This is a genomic window from Flavobacterium cheonhonense (assembly GCF_035671315.1).
Lineage (GTDB): Bacteria > Bacteroidota > Bacteroidia > Flavobacteriales > Flavobacteriaceae > Flavobacterium > Flavobacterium cheonhonense.
Map to the genome: position 1 here is coordinate 211,808 of NZ_JAXAVY010000003.1, position 19,007 is coordinate 230,814.

A 19,007-nucleotide genomic window follows, 5' to 3' on the forward strand; every position below is an offset into this window, starting at 1 on the left:
TATTGCAACAGAAAATGCTATTTTTGGTAAAATTTTATGAGATGTTAATCAAAATGGAGCCGACTTGGCAAGAACAACTTTCCGGCGAATTTAACCAACCTTATTTTGATCGATTAGTAACCTTCGTCAAAGAAGAATATGCCACCAAAAGATGCTTTCCCAAAGGCAGTCAAATCTTTGCTGCTTTTGAAGGTTGTCCGTTTGACAAGGTGAAAGTAGTCATCATCGGGCAAGATCCGTATCACGGTTTGGGTCAAGCTAATGGTTTGTGTTTTTCGGTAAACGATGGCATTGCCTTTCCGCCTTCGCTTCAAAATATTTTCAAAGAAATTGAATCCGATTTGAAAATTCCGTTTCCCATCAGCGGTAATTTAGAACGATGGGCTGACCAAGGGGTTTTGTTGCTAAATGCTACCTTAACCGTTCGTGAAAGCGAAGCCGGAAGCCACCAAAATCAAGGCTGGGAAACCTTTACCGATGCGGTTATTCAGAAAATATCAGACGCTAAAGAAAACGTTGTTTTTTTACTTTGGGGCGGATTTGCTAAAAAGAAAGGCGCTAAAATCAACAGAAACAATCACCATGTTTTAGAAACCGGACATCCTTCACCACTAAGTGCTAACCGCGGTTTATGGTTCGGCAATCAGCATTTCAGTAAAACCAATCAATATTTAGAAAGTCTCGGAAAAGAGCCTATTCGTTGGTGATTAGTTAACGGTGAAATAATAATATCCGTTGTTATCTAAATTTGAAACAGCCGCATTGATATTTACGATTAAATCTTTCGGAGCACTCAAGGAAACCATCTCTACACTGTTAGTGGAAGAACTGTTGTAGCCGAATGTAAGACGATAATTTCCGGCAGTCAACAGCGGAAAGCCAACATTATAGCGATAGTATTCATCGGTACTATTGTAATTGCAGATAGCGTAAACATATGCGCCGTTTTGAGCTGCACCGGCAACAACATCCAATTGGCTGTCACTTACGGTAACTACTTGCCAATCGGTAGCGTTTATTTTTCGCTCAATCACATACGAAAAAACAAATTGTGAAGCATTTCCGGTGGTTTTATAAATGTCCAAAAGAGCGGTTTGTGTTTGTCCCGGTTCCGGAATATAACGCGCCAAATCAGCTTTCACATATAAGTAATCGCCAACATTATATGAGGATTGGGTTTCAATCCTTACTATGTTGTTCCCGCCTTCTACATAGATGGTTTTGTAGAAATCATCATCATTAGTGTCGCAGTTGGAAAATAACAATCCAACAAAAAGTAAAGCTATATAGTGTATTTTTTTCATGACTTATTTTTTAAAATCGATAGCCTAAGTTAAAGCCTACTCTGGAAATTACATCTGGACTTTTATCACGATTGGTTAAATTGGAACCGAAACCGGCCAAGAATTCGATAGCAAAAGCTTCTTTGATATACATTTTGTACCCTAAACCGCCGCCCAAACCAAAATCGGTATAAGTCGATTTTTTGGTGGAGTAATAGCCATTGATATTTTCATCCGTTAAACGAACGATTTCTTTATAATCGCCGCCATTGTAGGAAGCAAATACTTCTGCAAAATAAAAGCTGGTTTTGCCTTTCGATAATTGGTATCTCACATACGGATTGAACTCAAATTTCGGAACATTATTGCGGTAGCCACGTTCAAAATCATCGTTCAATTTGCCACTATCCGAGAAATTCAAGTTGAAACCGGTTGAAAAGGCTCCGCCAAAAAAGCGCTCATAACTAAAACTGGCTTTTTGCCAAACCAGCGCAGACAATACATCTACTCTGAATTCGTTTTTTTTATTGTCTATAGCTACATTTTCTTGCGCTTGAGTTACCGTAGAAAGCAACAGTAACAACAGTAAAACTTTTTTCATATGGGTTAGTTTAACAGAAACGAATATACTAAATAATGCTGTTGCTTAAAGATAAATTATAAAAGATTTATTCCAAAGTTAAAGCCCCTAAAATTTCCTCATTCATAAACGGTCCGCCCGGGTATTTGGCGGTATAATCAAGGTTCAACCAAACATCACCTCTTTCATCTATGTGATAATTTAAGGTTTGATTTTTACTTTCTGCGGGGAACAATACCTTTTTGATGGCATAATTAATCTGCTCTAAATCTTTTTGGGTTCCGATATAAAGTTCGGGGTAGATATGCCCTTTGGTATGGATCAATCGGGTAGTGCCGCCAATCGATTTGATACATGCCGCCATGAAAACCGAATGGTCATCGCAGTCGCCGGAAAGGTATTGTAACGACTCGGTGGCTTTGGCAATATAATCTCGTCCTTTGGGATCGCTTACGTAATTCCAACGCGAATTGATTTCCTTGAAAACGGCAAACGATTGTATGATGGTGTGAATATCATAGTAGCCTTTTACGTCTCTGAAGTGTTTGCTGGTAGCCATGATGGCAAAATTGCGTATTCTCGGATTTTGATATTCTATGGCATCCAAAATTTTCGATTTGTTCGGGAATGGCAATAACTTAGAAATGATGATGTCTTGCGGATAGGGATCTTCACTCATGGTATAAACCATAGAACGGTAATCTTCAAAAACACTTTGGAAACCATATTTCCCTGATAAAGTGCCGAAAAGTAACAAGATGAAATAAAGAATCACCGAGATTAAAGTTACTCTTCTTAAAGCTCTCAATAAGAGTTGGATAACTGCTAAAATGACAATGAAAAGCAAAACGCGGTCGAAGTGGTTCGCCCAGTCTAAAACCACTAAGTTTTGGTGGGCAATGATAAAAATCGGAATGGTAATCAGGATGTTCAAGACAAAAATGATAATCATGTCCCAAGGACTTTTTATCCTGAACTTTTCTTTAAGTTGCTGATACGTAAGATTTCCCGGTTTTATCATGTTGCCATAGCAAAAGCTAAACGGCTTTTACTATTTCAGCAAAAGTACCTTTTTTCTCGATAATTTTGAGGTCAAATAATTGATTTTGAATTTTGTTTAACACTTTTTCTTCTAAGGGTTTTTGAGCCCATTTGGTAAGTGATAACCAAGTTTGAATGTCTTCTAACTTTTGGTTGTATTTAGTCGCTAAAGTACGATCAATACTCGGGATTTCCTTGAATTCTATAGTAGTGTTGTTGATGATTTCCAGCAATAAAGCAATGGTTTGGCGATTGCTTTCCAAGAATTCATTGCGTACCGCTATAACAAAGCAAGGCCATGGCGTAGGACAATCGGCTACGCGTCGAAATACACCTTTGTCAACCAATGGCTGTGTCATGAAACGTTCCCACATAAAGTAATCGGCTTTCCCATGGGTTAAAGCTTCCACAGCGCAGTCTATGGTATTGACTACTTCAAATTGCAACGTTTCGGTGTTCCAGTGTTGGTTTTGTGCGTTGACATAAGCCATTAAGTGTGACCCTGAGCCGTAGCGTGAAATAGCCACTTTGGTGTTTTCTAAATCGGATAAAGTTTGGTATTGGGATTCCGCTGCAACGTGAATTCCCCAGATAAGCGGACTTTCCACATAAGTCTGAACAATCGAACTCGGATTACCACCTACGATGTCTTTAACAATGCCTTCGGTTAAAATTACGGCGATGTCGGTTTCATTATCGCGCAACATTTGGCACATTTTTCCGGTACCTTCGGGCACATCAGTCCATTGCAAATCGATGCCGACTTCCTCAAACTCGCCATTGTCTATGCATAAATGCCAAGGTAAATTGAAATGTTCCGGTACGCCGGCTATTCTGACTGTTTTCATTTAGAGGGTTAGATTTTTAGACTTCTTAGATTATTAGATAGAATTTTATTTTAATTGTTAGCTTCTAAACTGTAAAGCGAAGCGTGTCTGTAGCCTAAAGGGCTTTTCTATCGATTTGCGATAGCAGGATTCTCCATTTGCCACCATTTCCAAATTACGCCGTCATTATCAGGATAGTCTTCCATGAATTTCATGCCTACTTTTTGCAATACATGATTAGACGCTCCGTTTTGGGCATGGGTGTAAGCGTTCATCTTGTCGATGTGCATTTCTCTGAAACCGTAATCCAACCAGGCATAAGAAGCTTCGGTAGCATAACCTTTGCCCCAAAATGGTTCTGCCAAGCGATAGCCGTAATCGTAGAAGTTGGTGTTGCCGTTTTCTGTGTGGTCGTCTACGAATTTAATTCCGGTCCAGCCAATAAATTCTCCGGTTTGTTTTAGAATAGTAGCAAATCGACCGATGTTGTTTCTTTTGTATTGTTCGTTAACGTAGTTAATCACTTTGATGACTTCTTCTACTTTTTGTACCGGTGTTTGCCAAAGGTATTTGTGGACTTCAGGATTTTTATCCATAGCAAACATGGCTTCCGCATCGGAGAGTTCGAGCGGACGCAGGAGTAAGCGGTCGGTTTCTAAAATTAAGTTCATAGTAAGATGATGGCCTAGCCCCGATTGCAGCAAGTATCCTTTTTTACCGGTCTCGATACATCCTGAATTAGGACACCGGAACTGACGGGAAAAAAGATACTGCGGAAAGCGGGTATAAGCTCCTAAAATTATTCGGCTAATTTATTTAAGGCGTAGGCAATTAATGCGTCTACAGCTTTGTACGGATCTTCGCTGAAGTTTCCGGTGGCGCGGTTGGCAATGATGGCGTTGAGCGACAAACACTCGTGGCCCAACAGTTTGCCCAAACCATAGATGGCTCCGGTTTCCATTTCGAGGTTGGTCATTTTGATGCCTTCAAACTCGAAGCTATCCATTTTAGCATTGAGTTCCGGATCTTGAATTTCCAAACGCAAGACACGACCTTGTGGTCCGTAAAAACCGCCGGCAGTTCCGGTAAATCCTTTAAATATTTGGTCGCTTTCCATTCTTTTTTCAAGCGTTTCAGAACAAGCAATTACGTAAGGACGACCTTTTCTCAAGTCCCAGTTGGTCTGACTGATAAAGGCGTCTTCCATGGCTTTTTCCGAAATATCGTCGATTAAATAGGAACGAAGCATATTGTCTAAGCCCAATCCGAACTGACTCATCACAAAACTGTCACATGGAATGTCGGCTTGTAATGAACCCGAAGTTCCGATGCGGACGATGTTGAGTGAAGTCAGATTTTCTTTGGGTTTACGCGTTGCTAAGTCGATGTTGACCAAGGCATCAAGCTCGTTCATTACGATATCGATGTTGTCCGGACCGATTCCGGTTGACATCACCGTCATTTTTTTGCCTTTGTAATAACCGGTTTGGGTTTTGAATTCGCGTTTTTGGGTCGAAAATTCGATGCTGTCAAAAAATTGCGTAATTTTTTCTACGCGGTTTTGATCGCCAACGAAGATGATGTCGTGAGCAATGTATTCCGGTTTTAAGTTGAGATGGTAAACGCTACCATCGGGATTTAATATTAATTCTGAAGATTGTATCATATTTTTTTAGTTTCGAGTTTTGGGTTTCGAGTTTTAAACTTGAAACCGGTTTATCCGCCTACGCGTTTGGTTTTGAATCCTTTGTCTTGCAGGATTTTCATAATTTTATCGCGGTAATCGCCTTGTATGATGATGGCACCGTCTTTAAACGTACCGCCAACACTGAGTTTGGTTTTGATTTCTTTGGCTAAGATTTTAAAATCCTCGTCACTGCCTTCGTAGCCTTCGATGATGGTTGTGGCTTTGCCTTTGCGTTTTTCGTATTTGCAAATCATGGGCTCTTTTTGAATGAAAAGCTCATGATTCTCGATTACTGTTTCCTCCGGTTCATTGGAAGGTTCGTGATCGGGGAATAATTTTTTAAGTTGCTCTTGTAAGTCCATTTTTCTTTAAAGTTACTGAGTTACTGAGTGCCTGAGACGCTGAGTTCTTTTTTTGCGATACTAAGTTAATCAGTTGCTTAGTAAAAAATCAAAAAAGACATCAAGTTGGGAAACTCAATGTCTTTAATGAAATGTATTGAATTAACCTTTACTTTTTGAGTCCTAATTCTACCAAGCGCTCGTCCAGGTATGCTCCTGCGGTGATATCGTCGAAGGCTTTCGGGTGATCGGCATCGATACATTTTTCCAAACAGTTCAAAGGCATATCGCTTACCGGATGCATAAAGAACGGAATAGAGTAGCGTGATGTTCCCCACAATTCTCTTGGCGGGTTTACTACTTGGTGAATGGTCGATTTTAATTTGTTGTTGGTATGACGCGACAACATATCGCCTACATTAATCATCAATTCGTCCGGTTGTGCCATAGCGTCAATCCAGTCTCCATTGTGATTTTGTACTTGCAATCCTTTACCTTGTGCACCCATTAGTAAGGTAATCAAGTTGATGTCACCATGAGCGGCTGCACGAACAGCACCGTCTTTAGGTTCATCAGTAATAGGCGGATAATGGATTGGTCTTAAGATACTGTTACCGTCTTTGATGAAATTGTCGAAGTAAAATTCATCTAAACCAATGTATAAAGCCAAAGCTCTTAAAACATAAACACCGGTTTTTTCTAACATCCTGTAGGCTTCTTTACCCACTTCGTTAAAGTGTGGCAACTCTGCTACTTCTACGTTATCAGGATATTCGTTGGCGTATTTTGAGCCTTCACTCACATACTGTCCGAAGTGCCAAAACTCTTTTAAGTCACCGGCAGAGCGACCTTTAGCATGTTCTTTTCCGAAAGAAACATAACCTCTTTGTCCGCCAATTCCGGGAATTTCGTATTTGGCTTTGGTTTCCAATGGCAGGTTGAAGAAATTGCGCACTTCTGCATACAAGTCTTCTACCAATTTGTCATCTAAAAAATGACCTTTTAGTGCTACGAAGCCGATGTCTTCATATGCTTTTCCGATTTCATTTACAAATTTTTGTTTACGTGCCGGATCGTCCGACAGGAAATCACGTAAGTCAACACTTGGAATTTGTTGCATACTACTAAAAAATTTTTGTTAATAACTCAGACTGAGAAAATCCCAATCATAACTACAAATGTAACTAAATTTTGTTTATAAAAAGGCAAAGTTATTAACAATATCGATTGAATTTAATAGGGTTTTGACTCGGAAAATGAAGATTAAATCCTTACTTTTGGGGCACAAAATTTACAGTCAACTGAAATGAATTTCGATAGAAAAGAGTTGTCCAATCTCCAATTGTTGGACTTGTATAAAAGATTGCTCAAACCTCGTTTGATAGAAGAAAAAATGTTGATTCTCTTGCGTCAGGGAAAAGTCTCCAAATGGTTTTCCGGCATAGGTCAGGAAGCGATTTCCGTAGGAATCACGGCTGCTTTGGACCAAGACGAATACATACTGCCGATGCACCGCAATTTGGGTGTGTTTACCGGAAGAGACATTCCGTTGCACCGATTGTTCTCGCAATGGCAAGGCAAGAAAAGTGGCTTTACTAAAGGCCGAGACCGCAGTTTTCACTTTGGTACTCAGGAATTCAAAATCATTGGTATGATATCGCATCTTGGTCCGCAAATGGGTGTGGCTGATGGTATAGCTTTAGCGAACAAATTAAAGCAAAACGGTAAAGTAACCGCAGTATTTACCGGAGAAGGCGCTACTTCTGAGGGCGATTTTCATGAGGCTTTGAATATAGCCGCAGTTTGGGAATTGCCGGTCTTGTTTGTGATTGAAAATAACGGGTATGGATTATCGACTCCAACAAATGAGCAATACCGCTGTGAAAACTTGGCTGATAAAGGTATAGGTTATGGTATGGAAAGCCACATTATTGACGGAAACAATATCTTAGAAGTTTACACTAAAATAGCCGAATTAAAAGCGTCTATGGTTGCCAATCCGCGTCCGGTATTGCTGGAGTTTAAAACCTTCAGAATGCGCGGTCACGAGGAAGCCAGCGGTACTAAATACGTGCCGCAGGAATTGATGGACATGTGGGCGATTAAAGACCCGATTGCCAATTACCGTGATTATTTGATGACAGTTGGTGTGCTTTCGGAAGAAATGGATGCCGAATTCAAAGCGAATATCAAAACTGAAATTGATGAACATTGGGCTATTACAGTGGCCGAACCGGAATGTGAAGCCAATCTGGAAGAAGAGCTTAACGACGTTTACGAGCCTTATGATTTTGAAGCCTTTGAGCCTGGTGCGGAAAAAGAAAATATTCGTGTTATTGATGCCATTTCTTCGGCTTTACGCCAATCTATGGAACGCCATGAGAACTTAGTGATTATGGGGCAAGATATCGCCGAATATGGCGGTGCTTTTAAAATTACGGATGGTTTTGTAGCACAATTTGGTAAAGACCGCGTGCGCAATACGCCAATTTGTGAAAGCGCTGTGGTTTCTGCAGCCAATGGTTTATCCATCAACGGTCATAAAGCCGTGGTGGAAATGCAGTTTGCCGATTTCGTTTCGACGGGATTCAATCCTATTGTGAATCTTTTGGCCAAACAGCATTACCGTTGGGGCGAAAAATCGGATGTGGTAGTTCGTATGCCTTGTGGCGGTGGTACACAAGCCGGTCCGTTTCACTCGCAAACCAACGAGGCTTGGTTTACCAAAACACCGGGCTTGAAAGTAGTATATCCGGCGTTTCCGTATGATGCGAAAGGATTGTTGAATACAGCCATCAACGACCCGAATCCCGTAATGTATTTTGAGCACAAACAATTGTATCGTTCCGTTTATCAAGATGTTCCGGCCAACTATTATACCATTCCGTTCGGTAAAGCAGCCTTATTGAAAGAAGGAACTCAAGTGACTGTTATTTCTTTCGGAGCGGGAGTACATTGGGCTTTGGAAACTTTAAGCAAGCACCAAGACATCAGTGCTGATTTGCTTGATTTGAGAACCTTACAACCTTTAGATACGGAAGCTATTTTTAGCTCGGTTAAAAAGACAGGAAAAGTTATTATTCTTCAGGAAGACACCTTATTTGGCGGTTTGGCAAGCGATTTATCCGCGATGATAACTGAAACTTGTTTTGAATATTTAGATGCGCCGGTTAGAAGAGTAGGAAGTTTGGAAACGGCTATTCCTTTTGTGAAGGCACTGGAAGATCAATACTTACCTAAAGTGCGTTTTGAGTCTGTTTTGCAAGAGCTTTTAGCGTATTAAAACAATATTATGCAGTATTTTAAATAGGCACAAGCAATTGTGCCTTTTTTTATGTTTGTGAGCAACCAACCAAGCTAAATATTAAAGCAATGTAGTAAGGTTTCTTTTGACAAAGGTTTGCTGATGTAACTCACAACATTCGGATTTTGTTCTGCTCTCTCTTTGTCTACGGGGTTTAAGGATGCAGAAATGACATGTATATTACAATCTAAATGGAGTTTGTGTTTCATTTTTTCAAATTCTTCTAAGAACTCCCAACCACTTACCAATGGCATGTTTAAATCGAGAAAAATGACCGCTTTTTTCCCCGGTTCAGAAGCGTTATTTAAGGTCATTATTCCTTCTAAAGCTTGCTTTCCGTTAAAGAAAGTATGAATGTCATCAGTCAAATTTAAGATGGTAATCAATCTGCGGTGAAAATAGTTTACCGATAAATCGTCATCAATAAGTATGATTGTATTAGTTGTCATTTATTAGTTTTTTTGAGATGGTAAAAAAGAATGTTGTGCCTTCATTCACCTTTGATTCAATCCAAATTTTTCCATTGTGAATGTCCACAATTTTTTTGCAATGCGCGAGTCCGATTCCGAAACCGCTGTATTCTTCAGAAGTATGAAGTCTACGGAAGATTTGAAAGATTTGGTTAAAATATTTTTCTTCTATTCCTATTCCGTTATCTTTCACACTAAATTGCCAAGAATCTTTGTGTTCTTTTGCCTGAATATGAACTTCAGCCCCGGTATTTTCTTTTCTGAATTTCAGTGCGTTACTAATTAGGTTTTGGAACAACAATCGTATGAAAATAGGGTAACATTCTATTACAGGCAATGAGTCATAATGCACTAAAGCATTGGATTCTTTGATGTTAACTGACAAGTCATCAATCACATCAGACAGTGTGTTATTTAAATCAAGCCATTGTGTATCACTGTTTTTGTTGATCCGATTGTACTCTAATAAGCCTGAAATTAAAAAGCGCATTCTGTTGGCCGAATTGTGAATAAAGTCTAAGAACAGTTTTCCTTCTTCGTTCAAATCGTTGCTGAATTCTTCCAATAATAAATCCGAGTACCCGATAATAGTTAACAGCGGCTCTTGTAAATCATGTGAAGCAATGTAGTTAAATTGCTCTAACTCGGTATTTTGTCTTTTCAAGATTTCATTCTGTTGTTGGATTTGCAATTCTTTTTCTTTTCGGCTGCTGATGTCGCGGATGAAAACAAAATACTTGGATTTATAATCTAAGTCGTCAACAGAAATCATGGTCAGTTCAATCGGAAATATTTTTTTGTTGCGATCGATAGCGAGCAAATCCAGAGTGGTATTGGATTGACCCGAGCTTTCAATTTTTTTAAAGAAATCATTAATTTCGAAACAGCTGTTTTCTTCTGACAGGATGAGTTCCGGAAGGTTTTTTCCGATTACTTCTTGCAAGGTCCAACCGAATATTTTTTGGGCTTTGGTGTTCCAGAAAGATATGGTACAATCCTCATCAATGATAACAATACCTTCCATGGAAGATTGCATAATGAGGTTATTTTGTTTCTCGGTTTTAGAAAGTATGTTTTGTAAATTTTTGATATCGGAGATGTCAATGCCGTAACCTATCATGTAGGCAAATTCGTCTTCCACATAAAAAGGATAAAAGCGTCTCAGGATGTAATAGGTTCTGTTGTTCTTTGATACTTCATCAACCCATTCTACTTGCTTTCCGGTTCTTTTAGCTTCTTGGAAAAATTCTTCTCTTCTAATGGCCAAAGTATTGTCAACTCCTTTAAAGGCGCAATAGTCAAAATCGTTTTTTCCTATCATCCAGTTGCGAAGTTCCGGATCAGCAATGCCGTTAGGATTGATGAAAAGATAGTTGTGGTTTTTATCAAAAACGGCTATATCCGCCGGGATGTTGAACAATACGGAGTCGTTAAATTCTCTGCGTTTTTTGATTTCGAAATCGGCTATTTTTTGTTGAGAAATGTCCCAAATAATTCCGTTAAACACAATTTTGTTGTTTTTGAAAACCGGTACAGCATTGGCTTCAAACCATTTAACACTATTGTTTTTTAGTAGCATTCGACCGGTAAACTTAAATTTTTCGTTGTATAAAATAGACTGTTGCGTGGCTTCAAGAAAAGAGGAAACATCTTCAGGATGAATGTTTAATCGGGTCAACCATAACTTGTAATGAGGTAAAATTTTGAATCCGAAAAGTTCTTGAAAGGAATCGCTCACATAGTTAAAATAGTGGACTTTATTTTTCAGGACATGAAACTGAAACATCGCTACCGGAAAATTTGTTTGAAAGAAGTCAATCTGAGAGTCTCTTTCTTCAATAGCAATTTTATCCTTGAATTTTTCGGTGATGTCATTGCAAATCATCAAGTAGTAGTTATCGCCTTCAAAATTTCTTTTTTGAAATTCTATCAGCAAGTATTTTCCCTTGATTTTTTCGGTGAAGCGAAAGTCTTTTTTCTTGTCTGCTTTTTGCAAAGTTTCTTTCCAAACAATGCTGTTTTGGAAATATTTAAAAATCTCCCAAATAGCCGTTTTTTTTAGGTCGGCATCAGAAATTTTGACCAATTTTTCAGCGGCTCCGTTTTTGTAGACCAGTTTTCCATCTGCATCAAAAACAAAGACACCTTCTTTGATTTGATTGATGAAAACTTCAAAAAGTCCTAATTTCTTTCTAATTAAATCGGATTTCTCCGCCGGAATAGGATGCGTCTCTGAGGTTAAGTTTTGCTTGAACGCGACCAACAAATAGGTTTCCTCCGCCTCATAACGAGAAATGTTCAATTCGAATTCAACAATATTCCCTTTTTTATCATTCCAATATTTTTTGGTCACAAAAGGAAATAGCTGTTCATTCAGCTCCAAATCGGACATGAAAGTATTGAGATGTTTTACAGGAATAGATTGTAAGACATTGGTAGCACTGTCATTCATAAAAAACAGCTCCTTTTTTTTGTAAGCAATAATCGGTGCGTTTACCGCTTGTAAAAGAGTAATGATGCTTTTTTCTGACATGTTTGCTAAAAAGTTGACTAGTAATTTTAACCAAATTTAAAATCGTAAATTTTGCATTGCGTATTTTTAGGTTAAGCGGTTGTTTTATTTCTTTAAAGAGTAATTATGTATAGATAAAAGGTTTGTTTCGATGCCTGGCTGTTTTTAACAACTGTTTAATTGCAACGGGTTGCAAGAGGCATATTTCGTTCGTCGATGATTCGCAACCGTTAAATGGCTTAACGTTGCTTTTTGTCTAATCGTTTAAAATGGTAATTGTAATTGTTTTTAAATTGTATGAACTCGGATGGTTTTACCCATAGCTTAAATCTAAGTCTTACATTTTAAAACGGTTCATTATGCTACAATTTTCCTCTGCTTCAACAAGAATTGTCAATACCAAAAGAGGCGTTGCCGAATGTTTAGAAGTTGCCTGTGACGGCAATTACGATGCGGTTGATTTGCTGATATTTCATGCTTCCATTGGTCACGATTTTCAAGATATTTTACAAGAATCAAAACGTTTGGTACCGCATGCCAATGTAGTAGCGGCTTCCTGTTGCGGCGTAGTTGGGAGAGAAGGCGTGAGCGAATCGATGAAAGATATTGCTATGATGGCGATCAAAGGCTCGGATTATGCGTTGGCATCTACTAACGATTTGTACGGACACAATTCTTATGAAAAAGCATTGGAGTTGGCTCATTCTTTAGTTGCTCAAAAACAAGGCATCAATATGATTTATTTTTTGGGCTCCGGGATTGATATTGACAACGATTTGTGTATCAAAGCTTTTGAAGCAGTATTCGGTCCTGAAGTTACAATATTCGGAGCCACTTCATCCGATAACATGAAAGGCTATGTGAGTTATCAGGCGGTTAACGACACTGTTTATGAGCACGGCGCTTACGCTATAGGATTTTGCGACCCAACTTTAACAGTTGACACTCAAGCTACTCACGGTTTTATAGCCATTGGTGAACCTTTGGTGGTAACCAAGTCTGAAGGTCATATTATCAAAGAACTCAACGGAAAACCGGCGTGGACAGAATATTTGAATCGTTTGGGTTTAAACGATAAATCGGATTGCGGGAATACCATTCCGATTGGCGCTTTAGCCGAAAAATTGTCCCCAGAATTGGCCAAAGAATACGGAAACGATCATATTTTAAGAGTCGTTACCAAACACGAAGGCGATAATATGTATTACGCTACCACTTGTCCGGAAGGAACTGCTTTGTGGTTAACTGTAAGAGATGAAGAGGTTATTTTTAGCGAAATGGAGCGTATTGTGCAAAATATTTACAGCAGAAACAATCACCAAAAACCGATTGCGGTATTCCATGCCGATTGTTTGGCCAGAGGACGCTTTTTAACCGATCGTATTTTGAAAGAAGAATTGGTGTACAAGATGCAAACACCGTTTTATAATGAAGGCAATTGCCCGCCTTGGTTGGGTATGTATGGTTTTGGAGAGTTTGCCAGATTAGGTGGGAAAAACACTTATCACAACTATACCACAGCATTGTATGTAATTTACAGAAATTAAAAAAAGCTCCCAATGAAGACCAAAAATAATTTTGATTCATTGCTAAGGGAATACAAAGAATTGCAATTACGCGTTACTCGCTTCTCCTATATCGAACAGCAACTCATTAATGCTCAAGATAAATTAGACCACGAGTTAGTTTTATACAAACGTTTAAACAAATTCAGTAATCACGCCCTCAAAAGCAGTAAACTTGAAGACTTCCTAACGATGTCTGTCGAGGGTATTATTGATGTTTTGGAAGTGGAAGCCTCGGCTGTTTTGATTGTAGAAAATGCTACGGGAAACACCTTGTTTTTTAGTGAAAGTTTGCATTTTAAAAATGATTCGGAACAGCAAAGAGTAACGAATGATTTGTTAAACCTGGCTGAAATAGTCGGGAAATCAAAATCGTTGGTCATTTCATCCAGACGTTTGGCATTATTGGATTATTTATCAACCTATTCCGATGCGGTATTTCATTCGGCCATCGACAGCACTTTAAATATATCGGTTTGTCTTATCGGTCTGGTTTCTGAAAAAAAAGCACCTTTTTATGAAAAATTGCACGACAAACACGAAACCATTTTCAGCTTATTCACCCAACAGTTTCTTTCGATACTGACTAATTTCTATCAGCATAAAAAGATACAAGACCAAATAGCCAAAATTTCCAGTTCCGAAATTGAACTCAAAAAGCTATCGCTCATTGCGACTAAAACCAAAAATGGCGTAATTATTACCAACGAAAAAGGAGTGATTGAATGGGTTAATGAATCGTTTGTAAAAATATCAGGCTATTTATTTGAAGACGTTTACGGCAAGCAAACCAGAGAATTATTCGACAACTTTATAGTGGATTATTCTGAAAAGAAAAAAATCACCAAAGCCCTCAAAAACAAGCACAATATTGAGCTTACCTTACTCAATACCACCAAGGACGGCAAGTTGTATTACAGTCAAATCGAGATTATTCCGGTATATGATGAACTTAAAAGGCACATCAACAACATTTTTGTAATCAAAGATATTACCAACGAAGTCGAGTTTAAAGCCGAAATTTTGCGAATGAATTCCAGATTTGAATTGATTTCCGACAAATCGCAAATCGGTATTTGGGAATGGAACAAATCAATTAACGATTCTACTTGGAATAACATACTGATCAATCAATACGGTGCTGAAAGAGCTATGATTAAGGAAGGATTTTACTCTTTTTGGTTGAATTCTATCCATCCCGACGACAAAAAGCAAGTAATTGACAATCGCAATAAAGTGTTGAATTCAGAAGTCGACAGTATTGTTCAAGATTACAGAATCATTCGTCAAAACGATCAATCGGTTCGCTATCTCAGAACGCTTACCATTGGGGAAAAAGACGCCAAAGGTGAAGTGATTCGCTTGGTGGGAAGTTCTATCGATATCACCGATAAAAAAATAGCCGATGAAAAAGTAGCTTCGCTAAAACAATTTTATGAAAGTATCCTAAATCACTTACCCAACAAAATTGCCGTATTTAACAAGGCTTGTGAGTTGATTTATTTTAATGAAGCCATGTTGGAATGTAATCCGTTTTGGCAGGATAATCTCTTTAAGTCGGTTTACGATGTTTATCTGGATGACATTAACAACCAGTCAGCAGTCAACAAACTTATTTTCCACATACAAAATGCCATCAAAGAAAAAGCGGCAGTTAAGTATGAAGATATGGTGATTAAAAACGGTACGGAAGTAGAATTGTTGAATACCGTTTTGCCTTTTTTTAATGAAGATAAATTAGAGTACATCATTTTATCGGGTGTTGATATCAGTGAGCTGAATAAAATTCAAAAAGACTTGCTCAAAAACAATATTGAGCTGCAAAAGGTAAATTCCGAACTCGACAATTTTGTCTATCGGGTTTCACATGATTTGCGCTCGCCCTTACTTTCTATCAAAGGATTGATTTCGTTAATCGATTATGATGATGTAAATCCGGATTTACAGGAATACATCAAATTAATGGACAGTAGCGCCAGTCGCATGGATTCTTCTATACAAGATATTTTAGAGTATTCCCGAAATTCCAGACTAGAGGTTAAATTAGAAGAGGTAAACCTCAAGGAAATGGTGTATGAAATATTTGACGATATCAAGTATTCGGGCAATTCTAATATCGATTTAATCTACGAAAGCAACACCGAAGATCACATAATAACTGATAAATTCAGAATCAGTGTTTTGCTCAAAAATTTAATTGGCAACTCTGTAAAATATAAAAGCCATAAGGAAGGGTCATTTGTAAAATTCAAATTATCCCAAAAGAATAGAATGTTAACCATTAGTGTTTCCGATAATGGTCAAGGGATAGACAAAGAAAGCCTGCCCAAGGTTTTCGACATGTTCTATCGCGGTTGCAGCAATAGTGTGGGATCTGGTTTGGGACTTTACATCTGCAAAGAAATCACCGAAAAGCTAAACGGAAAAATAACATTAAAATCTAAAAAAGGAATAGGAACCCAAGTTGAAATTAAACTACCCATAAATGCCCTGTAACATGAAATACATACTTATTGATGATGATCCCATTATTAATTTGGTACACAAAAAAGTAATTATAAAAAATGATTTAGAAGCCGAAGTAACCGATTTTATCTCAGGGAAAAAGGCTTTGGACTATCTTAAAAATAGCAACGACACAGAAAAGAATATCATCTTATTGGATATTAACATGCCCGAAATGAATGGTTTTGAGTTTTTAGATGCCCTTCTAAAACACAAAGGCATTAATTGTGATCAATTCAATATTTTTATTTTAACATCATCGTTAAATAATAAAGATAAAGAGCAAGCCACTCAATATCCTATATTAAAAGGATATTTAGAAAAACCTCTTGATATTTCCAATCTGCAAAAATTGATTGCTTAAAGACTTACTTTTATCCGATTTGTTCTTACTGTTGTTGTAATAACCATTATGGTATATTTTAATAGTTTTTTTCTATTGATATAAATATTTTCATAGGTAGTTTCTTTGTAACTTAGCCGAAAGAGTTTCAACTAAAACCAATTGATAATATGGAAAACAACAGTATCAGCGGCGGAAAGTGTCCTTTTTCCGGCGCTCAAGTAAAACAAGGAACCGATGTTCCCAACAACAGTTTTTGGTGGCCTAATGCCCTCAACTTAGACATCTTACACCAGCACGACACCAAAACGAATCCATTAGGAGAAGATTTTAATTATGCGGAAGAATTCAAAAAATTGGATTTTGAAGCGTTAAAAACCGATTTGAAAAAACTGATGACCGAAAGCCAAGATTGGTGGCCGGCCGATTGGGGTCACTATGGCGGATTGATGATTCGTATGGCTTGGCACAGTGCCGGAAGTTACCGTATAGCCGACGGTCGTGGTGGTAGCGGAACCGGAAATTTGCGTTTTGCGCCGCTAAACAGTTGGCCTGATAACGGAAACTTAGACAAAGCTCGCCGTTTGTTATGGCCTATCAAGAAGAAATACGGAAACAAAATCTCTTGGGCCGATTTGATGATTTTAGCCGGAAATATGGCGTACGAATCTATGGGCTTCAAAACCTTCGGATTTGCCGGTGGTCGTGAAGACATTTGGCACCCTGAAAAAGACATTTACTGGGGTTCCGAAAATACTTGGTTAGCGGTATCCGGTGGCGAAAAAAGCCGTTACTCAGGCGAAAGAGATTTAGAAAATCCGTTGGCAGCCGTAATGATGGGATTAATCTATGTGAATCCGCAAGGTGTTGACGGAAATCCTGATCCTTTAAAAACGGCTCAAGACATGCGAGTGACTTTTGACCGTATGGCCATGAACGACGAAGAAACGGTAGCGTTAACTGCCGGTGGTCACACCGTAGGAAAAGCCCACGGTAACGGTGATGCTAACGCTTTAGGACCTGAACCGGAAGCAGCCGATGTAGAAACCCAAGGTTTTGGTTGGTTAAACCCTAAAGGCAATGGCAATGGCCCTGATACCATAACCAGTGGTTTAGAAGGCGCTTGGACTTCACACCCTGACAAATGGAACCACACGTATTTCGACATCTTATTCAACCACGAATGGGAATTGAAAAAGAGTCCGGCCGGTGCTTGGCAGTGGGAACCGATTAACATGAAAGAAGAAGACAAGCCGGTTGATGCTCATAACCCGAGTGTGAGAAAAAATCCAATCATGACCGATGCCGATATGGCGTTGAAAATGGATCCGGAATACCGCAAAATTTCAGAGAAATTCCGCAACGATCCTGCTTATTTCGAAGATGTATTTGCCAGAGCTTGGTTCAAACTAACACACCGCGATTTAGGACCAAGAAGCCGTTACTTAGGCCCTGATGCGCCTCAAGAAGAGTTGATTTGGCAAGATCCGGTTCCTACCGTAGATTATACTTTAACTGAGGCAGAAATCGAAGACTTAAAAGCCAAATTGTTAAATTGTGGTTTAACGGCAACCGAGTTAATCAACACGGCTTGGGATAGTGCTCGTACTTTCCGTGGTTCTGATTTCCGTGGTGGTGCCAATGGTGCTCGTATTCGTTTAGCGCCTCAAAAAGATTGGCAAGGCAACGAACCGGAGCGTTTGCAAAAAGTATTGGATAAGTTAACCGAATTACAAGCCGGATTGAGCAAAAAAGTAAGCTTAGCCGATTTGATAGTGTTGGGTGGAACAGCTGCGGTAGAAAAAGCGGCTCATGCTGCCGGCGTAAACATCAAAGTACCTTTTGCCCCGGGTAGAGGAGACGCTACTGCCGAAATGACCGATGCCGAATCGTTTGACGTATTAGAACCGTTACACGATGGTTTCCGCAACTGGGTGAAAAGCGATTACAAAGTACAGCCGGAAGAAATGTTGTTAGACAAAGCCCAATTGATGCGTTTAACGGCACACGAAATGACAGCCTTAATTGGTGGAATGCGTGTGTTAGGTACCAATTACGGAGGTTCTAAACACGGTGTGTTTACCGATAAGGTTGGGGTGTTGAGCAACGACTTCTTCGTGAACTTAACTGATATGAACTATTCATGGAAACCAACCGGTAAAAACTCGTATAACATTGTAAACAGAAAAACCGGTGAAACCCGTTGGACTGCGACACGCGTTGACTTGGTTTTTGGTTCTAACTCTATCTTGCGCTCGTATGCCGAAGTATATGCCCAGGACGATAACAAAGAAAAATTTGTGAAAGATTTCGTAGCGGCTTGGACTAAAGTCATGAATTCCGACCGTTATGATTTAGCATAATACGGATTAAAGTTATGTAATGAAAAAGGAGGTCATTTGACCTCCTTTTTTTTGTTATTTGTGGTTGTCGAACGCGAAAGGATTCGCGCACGAGCGGGGTATTTTTTATAAAACAAAACCCAGTGCTATTTACTAGACTGGGTTTTTTATTATTTTTTTAGAGTGCACCATTAAAGCATTCGAATA

At 38.9% G+C, this 19,007-nt stretch carries 16 protein-coding genes; 6 read left to right on the plus strand and 10 right to left on the minus strand.

From position 1 onward, the window contains the following. Window positions 1-41: 41 nt before the first annotated feature. Window positions 42-707: a uracil-DNA glycosylase gene (gene ung / locus SK086_RS09630; protein WP_324691251.1), complete on the plus strand. Its 666-nt coding sequence runs from the start codon at window positions 42-44 to the stop codon at window positions 705-707. Here the strand turns inward: ung and SK086_RS09635 are convergent, their stop codons facing one another. The 8 genes from SK086_RS09635 to SK086_RS09670 form a co-directional block, all read right to left on the minus strand. After that, window positions 708-1,304 carry a hypothetical protein gene (locus SK086_RS09635; RefSeq protein WP_324691252.1) on the minus strand — a complete coding sequence of 199 codons (597 nt, stop codon included), beginning with the start codon at window positions 1,302-1,304 and terminating at the stop codon, window positions 708-710. Window positions 1,305-1,314: 10 nt separating this feature from the next. After that, window positions 1,315-1,884: a hypothetical protein gene (locus SK086_RS09640; RefSeq protein ID WP_290875763.1), complete on the minus strand. Its 570-nt coding sequence runs from the start codon at window positions 1,882-1,884 to the stop codon at window positions 1,315-1,317. Between the two features lie 67 nt (window positions 1,885-1,951). Then, window positions 1,952-2,884, minus strand: a complete 933-nt coding sequence (locus tag SK086_RS09645; RefSeq protein WP_290875762.1) for a transglutaminase — start codon at window positions 2,882-2,884, stop codon at window positions 1,952-1,954. A gap of 16 nt (window positions 2,885-2,900) precedes the next feature. Then, window positions 2,901-3,752, minus strand: a complete 852-nt coding sequence (locus SK086_RS09650) for a substrate-binding domain-containing protein (protein ID WP_324691256.1) — start codon at window positions 3,750-3,752, stop codon at window positions 2,901-2,903. 107 nt (window positions 3,753-3,859) lie between these two features. Continuing rightward, on the minus strand, window positions 3,860-4,402 hold the full coding sequence (locus tag SK086_RS09655) for a GNAT family N-acetyltransferase (RefSeq protein WP_324691257.1): 543 nt from the start codon (window positions 4,400-4,402) through the stop codon (window positions 3,860-3,862). Window positions 4,403-4,530: 128 nt separating this feature from the next. Then, entirely contained in the window at window positions 4,531-5,397 is an 867-nt protein-coding gene (locus tag SK086_RS09660) for a nucleoside phosphorylase (protein WP_324691259.1), read from the minus strand. 50 nt (window positions 5,398-5,447) lie between these two features. Beyond that, complete coding sequence (locus SK086_RS09665) at window positions 5,448-5,780, minus strand: translation initiation factor (protein WP_324691260.1); 333 nt, start codon at window positions 5,778-5,780, stop codon at window positions 5,448-5,450. 148 nt (window positions 5,781-5,928) lie between these two features. Beyond that, entirely contained in the window at window positions 5,929-6,879 is a 951-nt protein-coding gene (locus SK086_RS09670) for an isopenicillin N synthase family dioxygenase (protein ID WP_324691261.1), read from the minus strand. A gap of 186 nt (window positions 6,880-7,065) precedes the next feature. Between SK086_RS09670 and SK086_RS09675 the strand changes: the two genes are divergently transcribed. Then, window positions 7,066-9,042 carry an alpha-ketoacid dehydrogenase subunit alpha/beta gene (locus SK086_RS09675; RefSeq protein WP_324691263.1) on the plus strand — a complete coding sequence of 659 codons (1,977 nt, stop codon included), beginning with the start codon at window positions 7,066-7,068 and terminating at the stop codon, window positions 9,040-9,042. Between the two features lie 74 nt (window positions 9,043-9,116). On the opposite strand, the gene SK086_RS09680 is transcribed toward SK086_RS09675, so the two are convergent. Next, window positions 9,117-9,512, minus strand: a complete 396-nt coding sequence (locus tag SK086_RS09680; RefSeq protein WP_324691265.1) for a response regulator — start codon at window positions 9,510-9,512, stop codon at window positions 9,117-9,119. After that, window positions 9,502-12,066, minus strand: a complete 2,565-nt coding sequence (locus SK086_RS09685; RefSeq protein WP_324691267.1) for a PAS domain S-box protein — start codon at window positions 12,064-12,066, stop codon at window positions 9,502-9,504. Before SK086_RS09685 ends, SK086_RS09680 begins: the two co-directional genes overlap by 11 nt. A 338-nt stretch (window positions 12,067-12,404) precedes the next feature. Between SK086_RS09685 and SK086_RS09690 the strand changes: the two genes are divergently transcribed. The 4 genes from SK086_RS09690 to katG all read left to right on the plus strand — a co-directional run bounded on the left by SK086_RS09690 (window position 12,405) and on the right by katG (window position 18,821). Then, window positions 12,405-13,592 carry an FIST signal transduction protein gene (locus SK086_RS09690; protein ID WP_324691268.1) on the plus strand — a complete coding sequence of 396 codons (1,188 nt, stop codon included), beginning with the start codon at window positions 12,405-12,407 and terminating at the stop codon, window positions 13,590-13,592. A gap of 12 nt (window positions 13,593-13,604) precedes the next feature. After that, window positions 13,605-16,106, plus strand: a complete 2,502-nt coding sequence (locus SK086_RS09695; protein ID WP_324691269.1) for an ATP-binding protein — start codon at window positions 13,605-13,607, stop codon at window positions 16,104-16,106. Between the two features lies 1 nt (window position 16,107). Then, window positions 16,108-16,479, plus strand: coding sequence for a response regulator (locus SK086_RS09700; protein ID WP_324691270.1), 372 nt, complete (start codon window positions 16,108-16,110; stop codon window positions 16,477-16,479). Between the two features lie 149 nt (window positions 16,480-16,628). Further along, window positions 16,629-18,821, plus strand: coding sequence for a catalase/peroxidase HPI (gene katG / locus SK086_RS09705; protein ID WP_324691271.1), 2,193 nt, complete (start codon window positions 16,629-16,631; stop codon window positions 18,819-18,821). The last annotated feature ends 186 nt before the right edge of the window (window positions 18,822-19,007 follow it).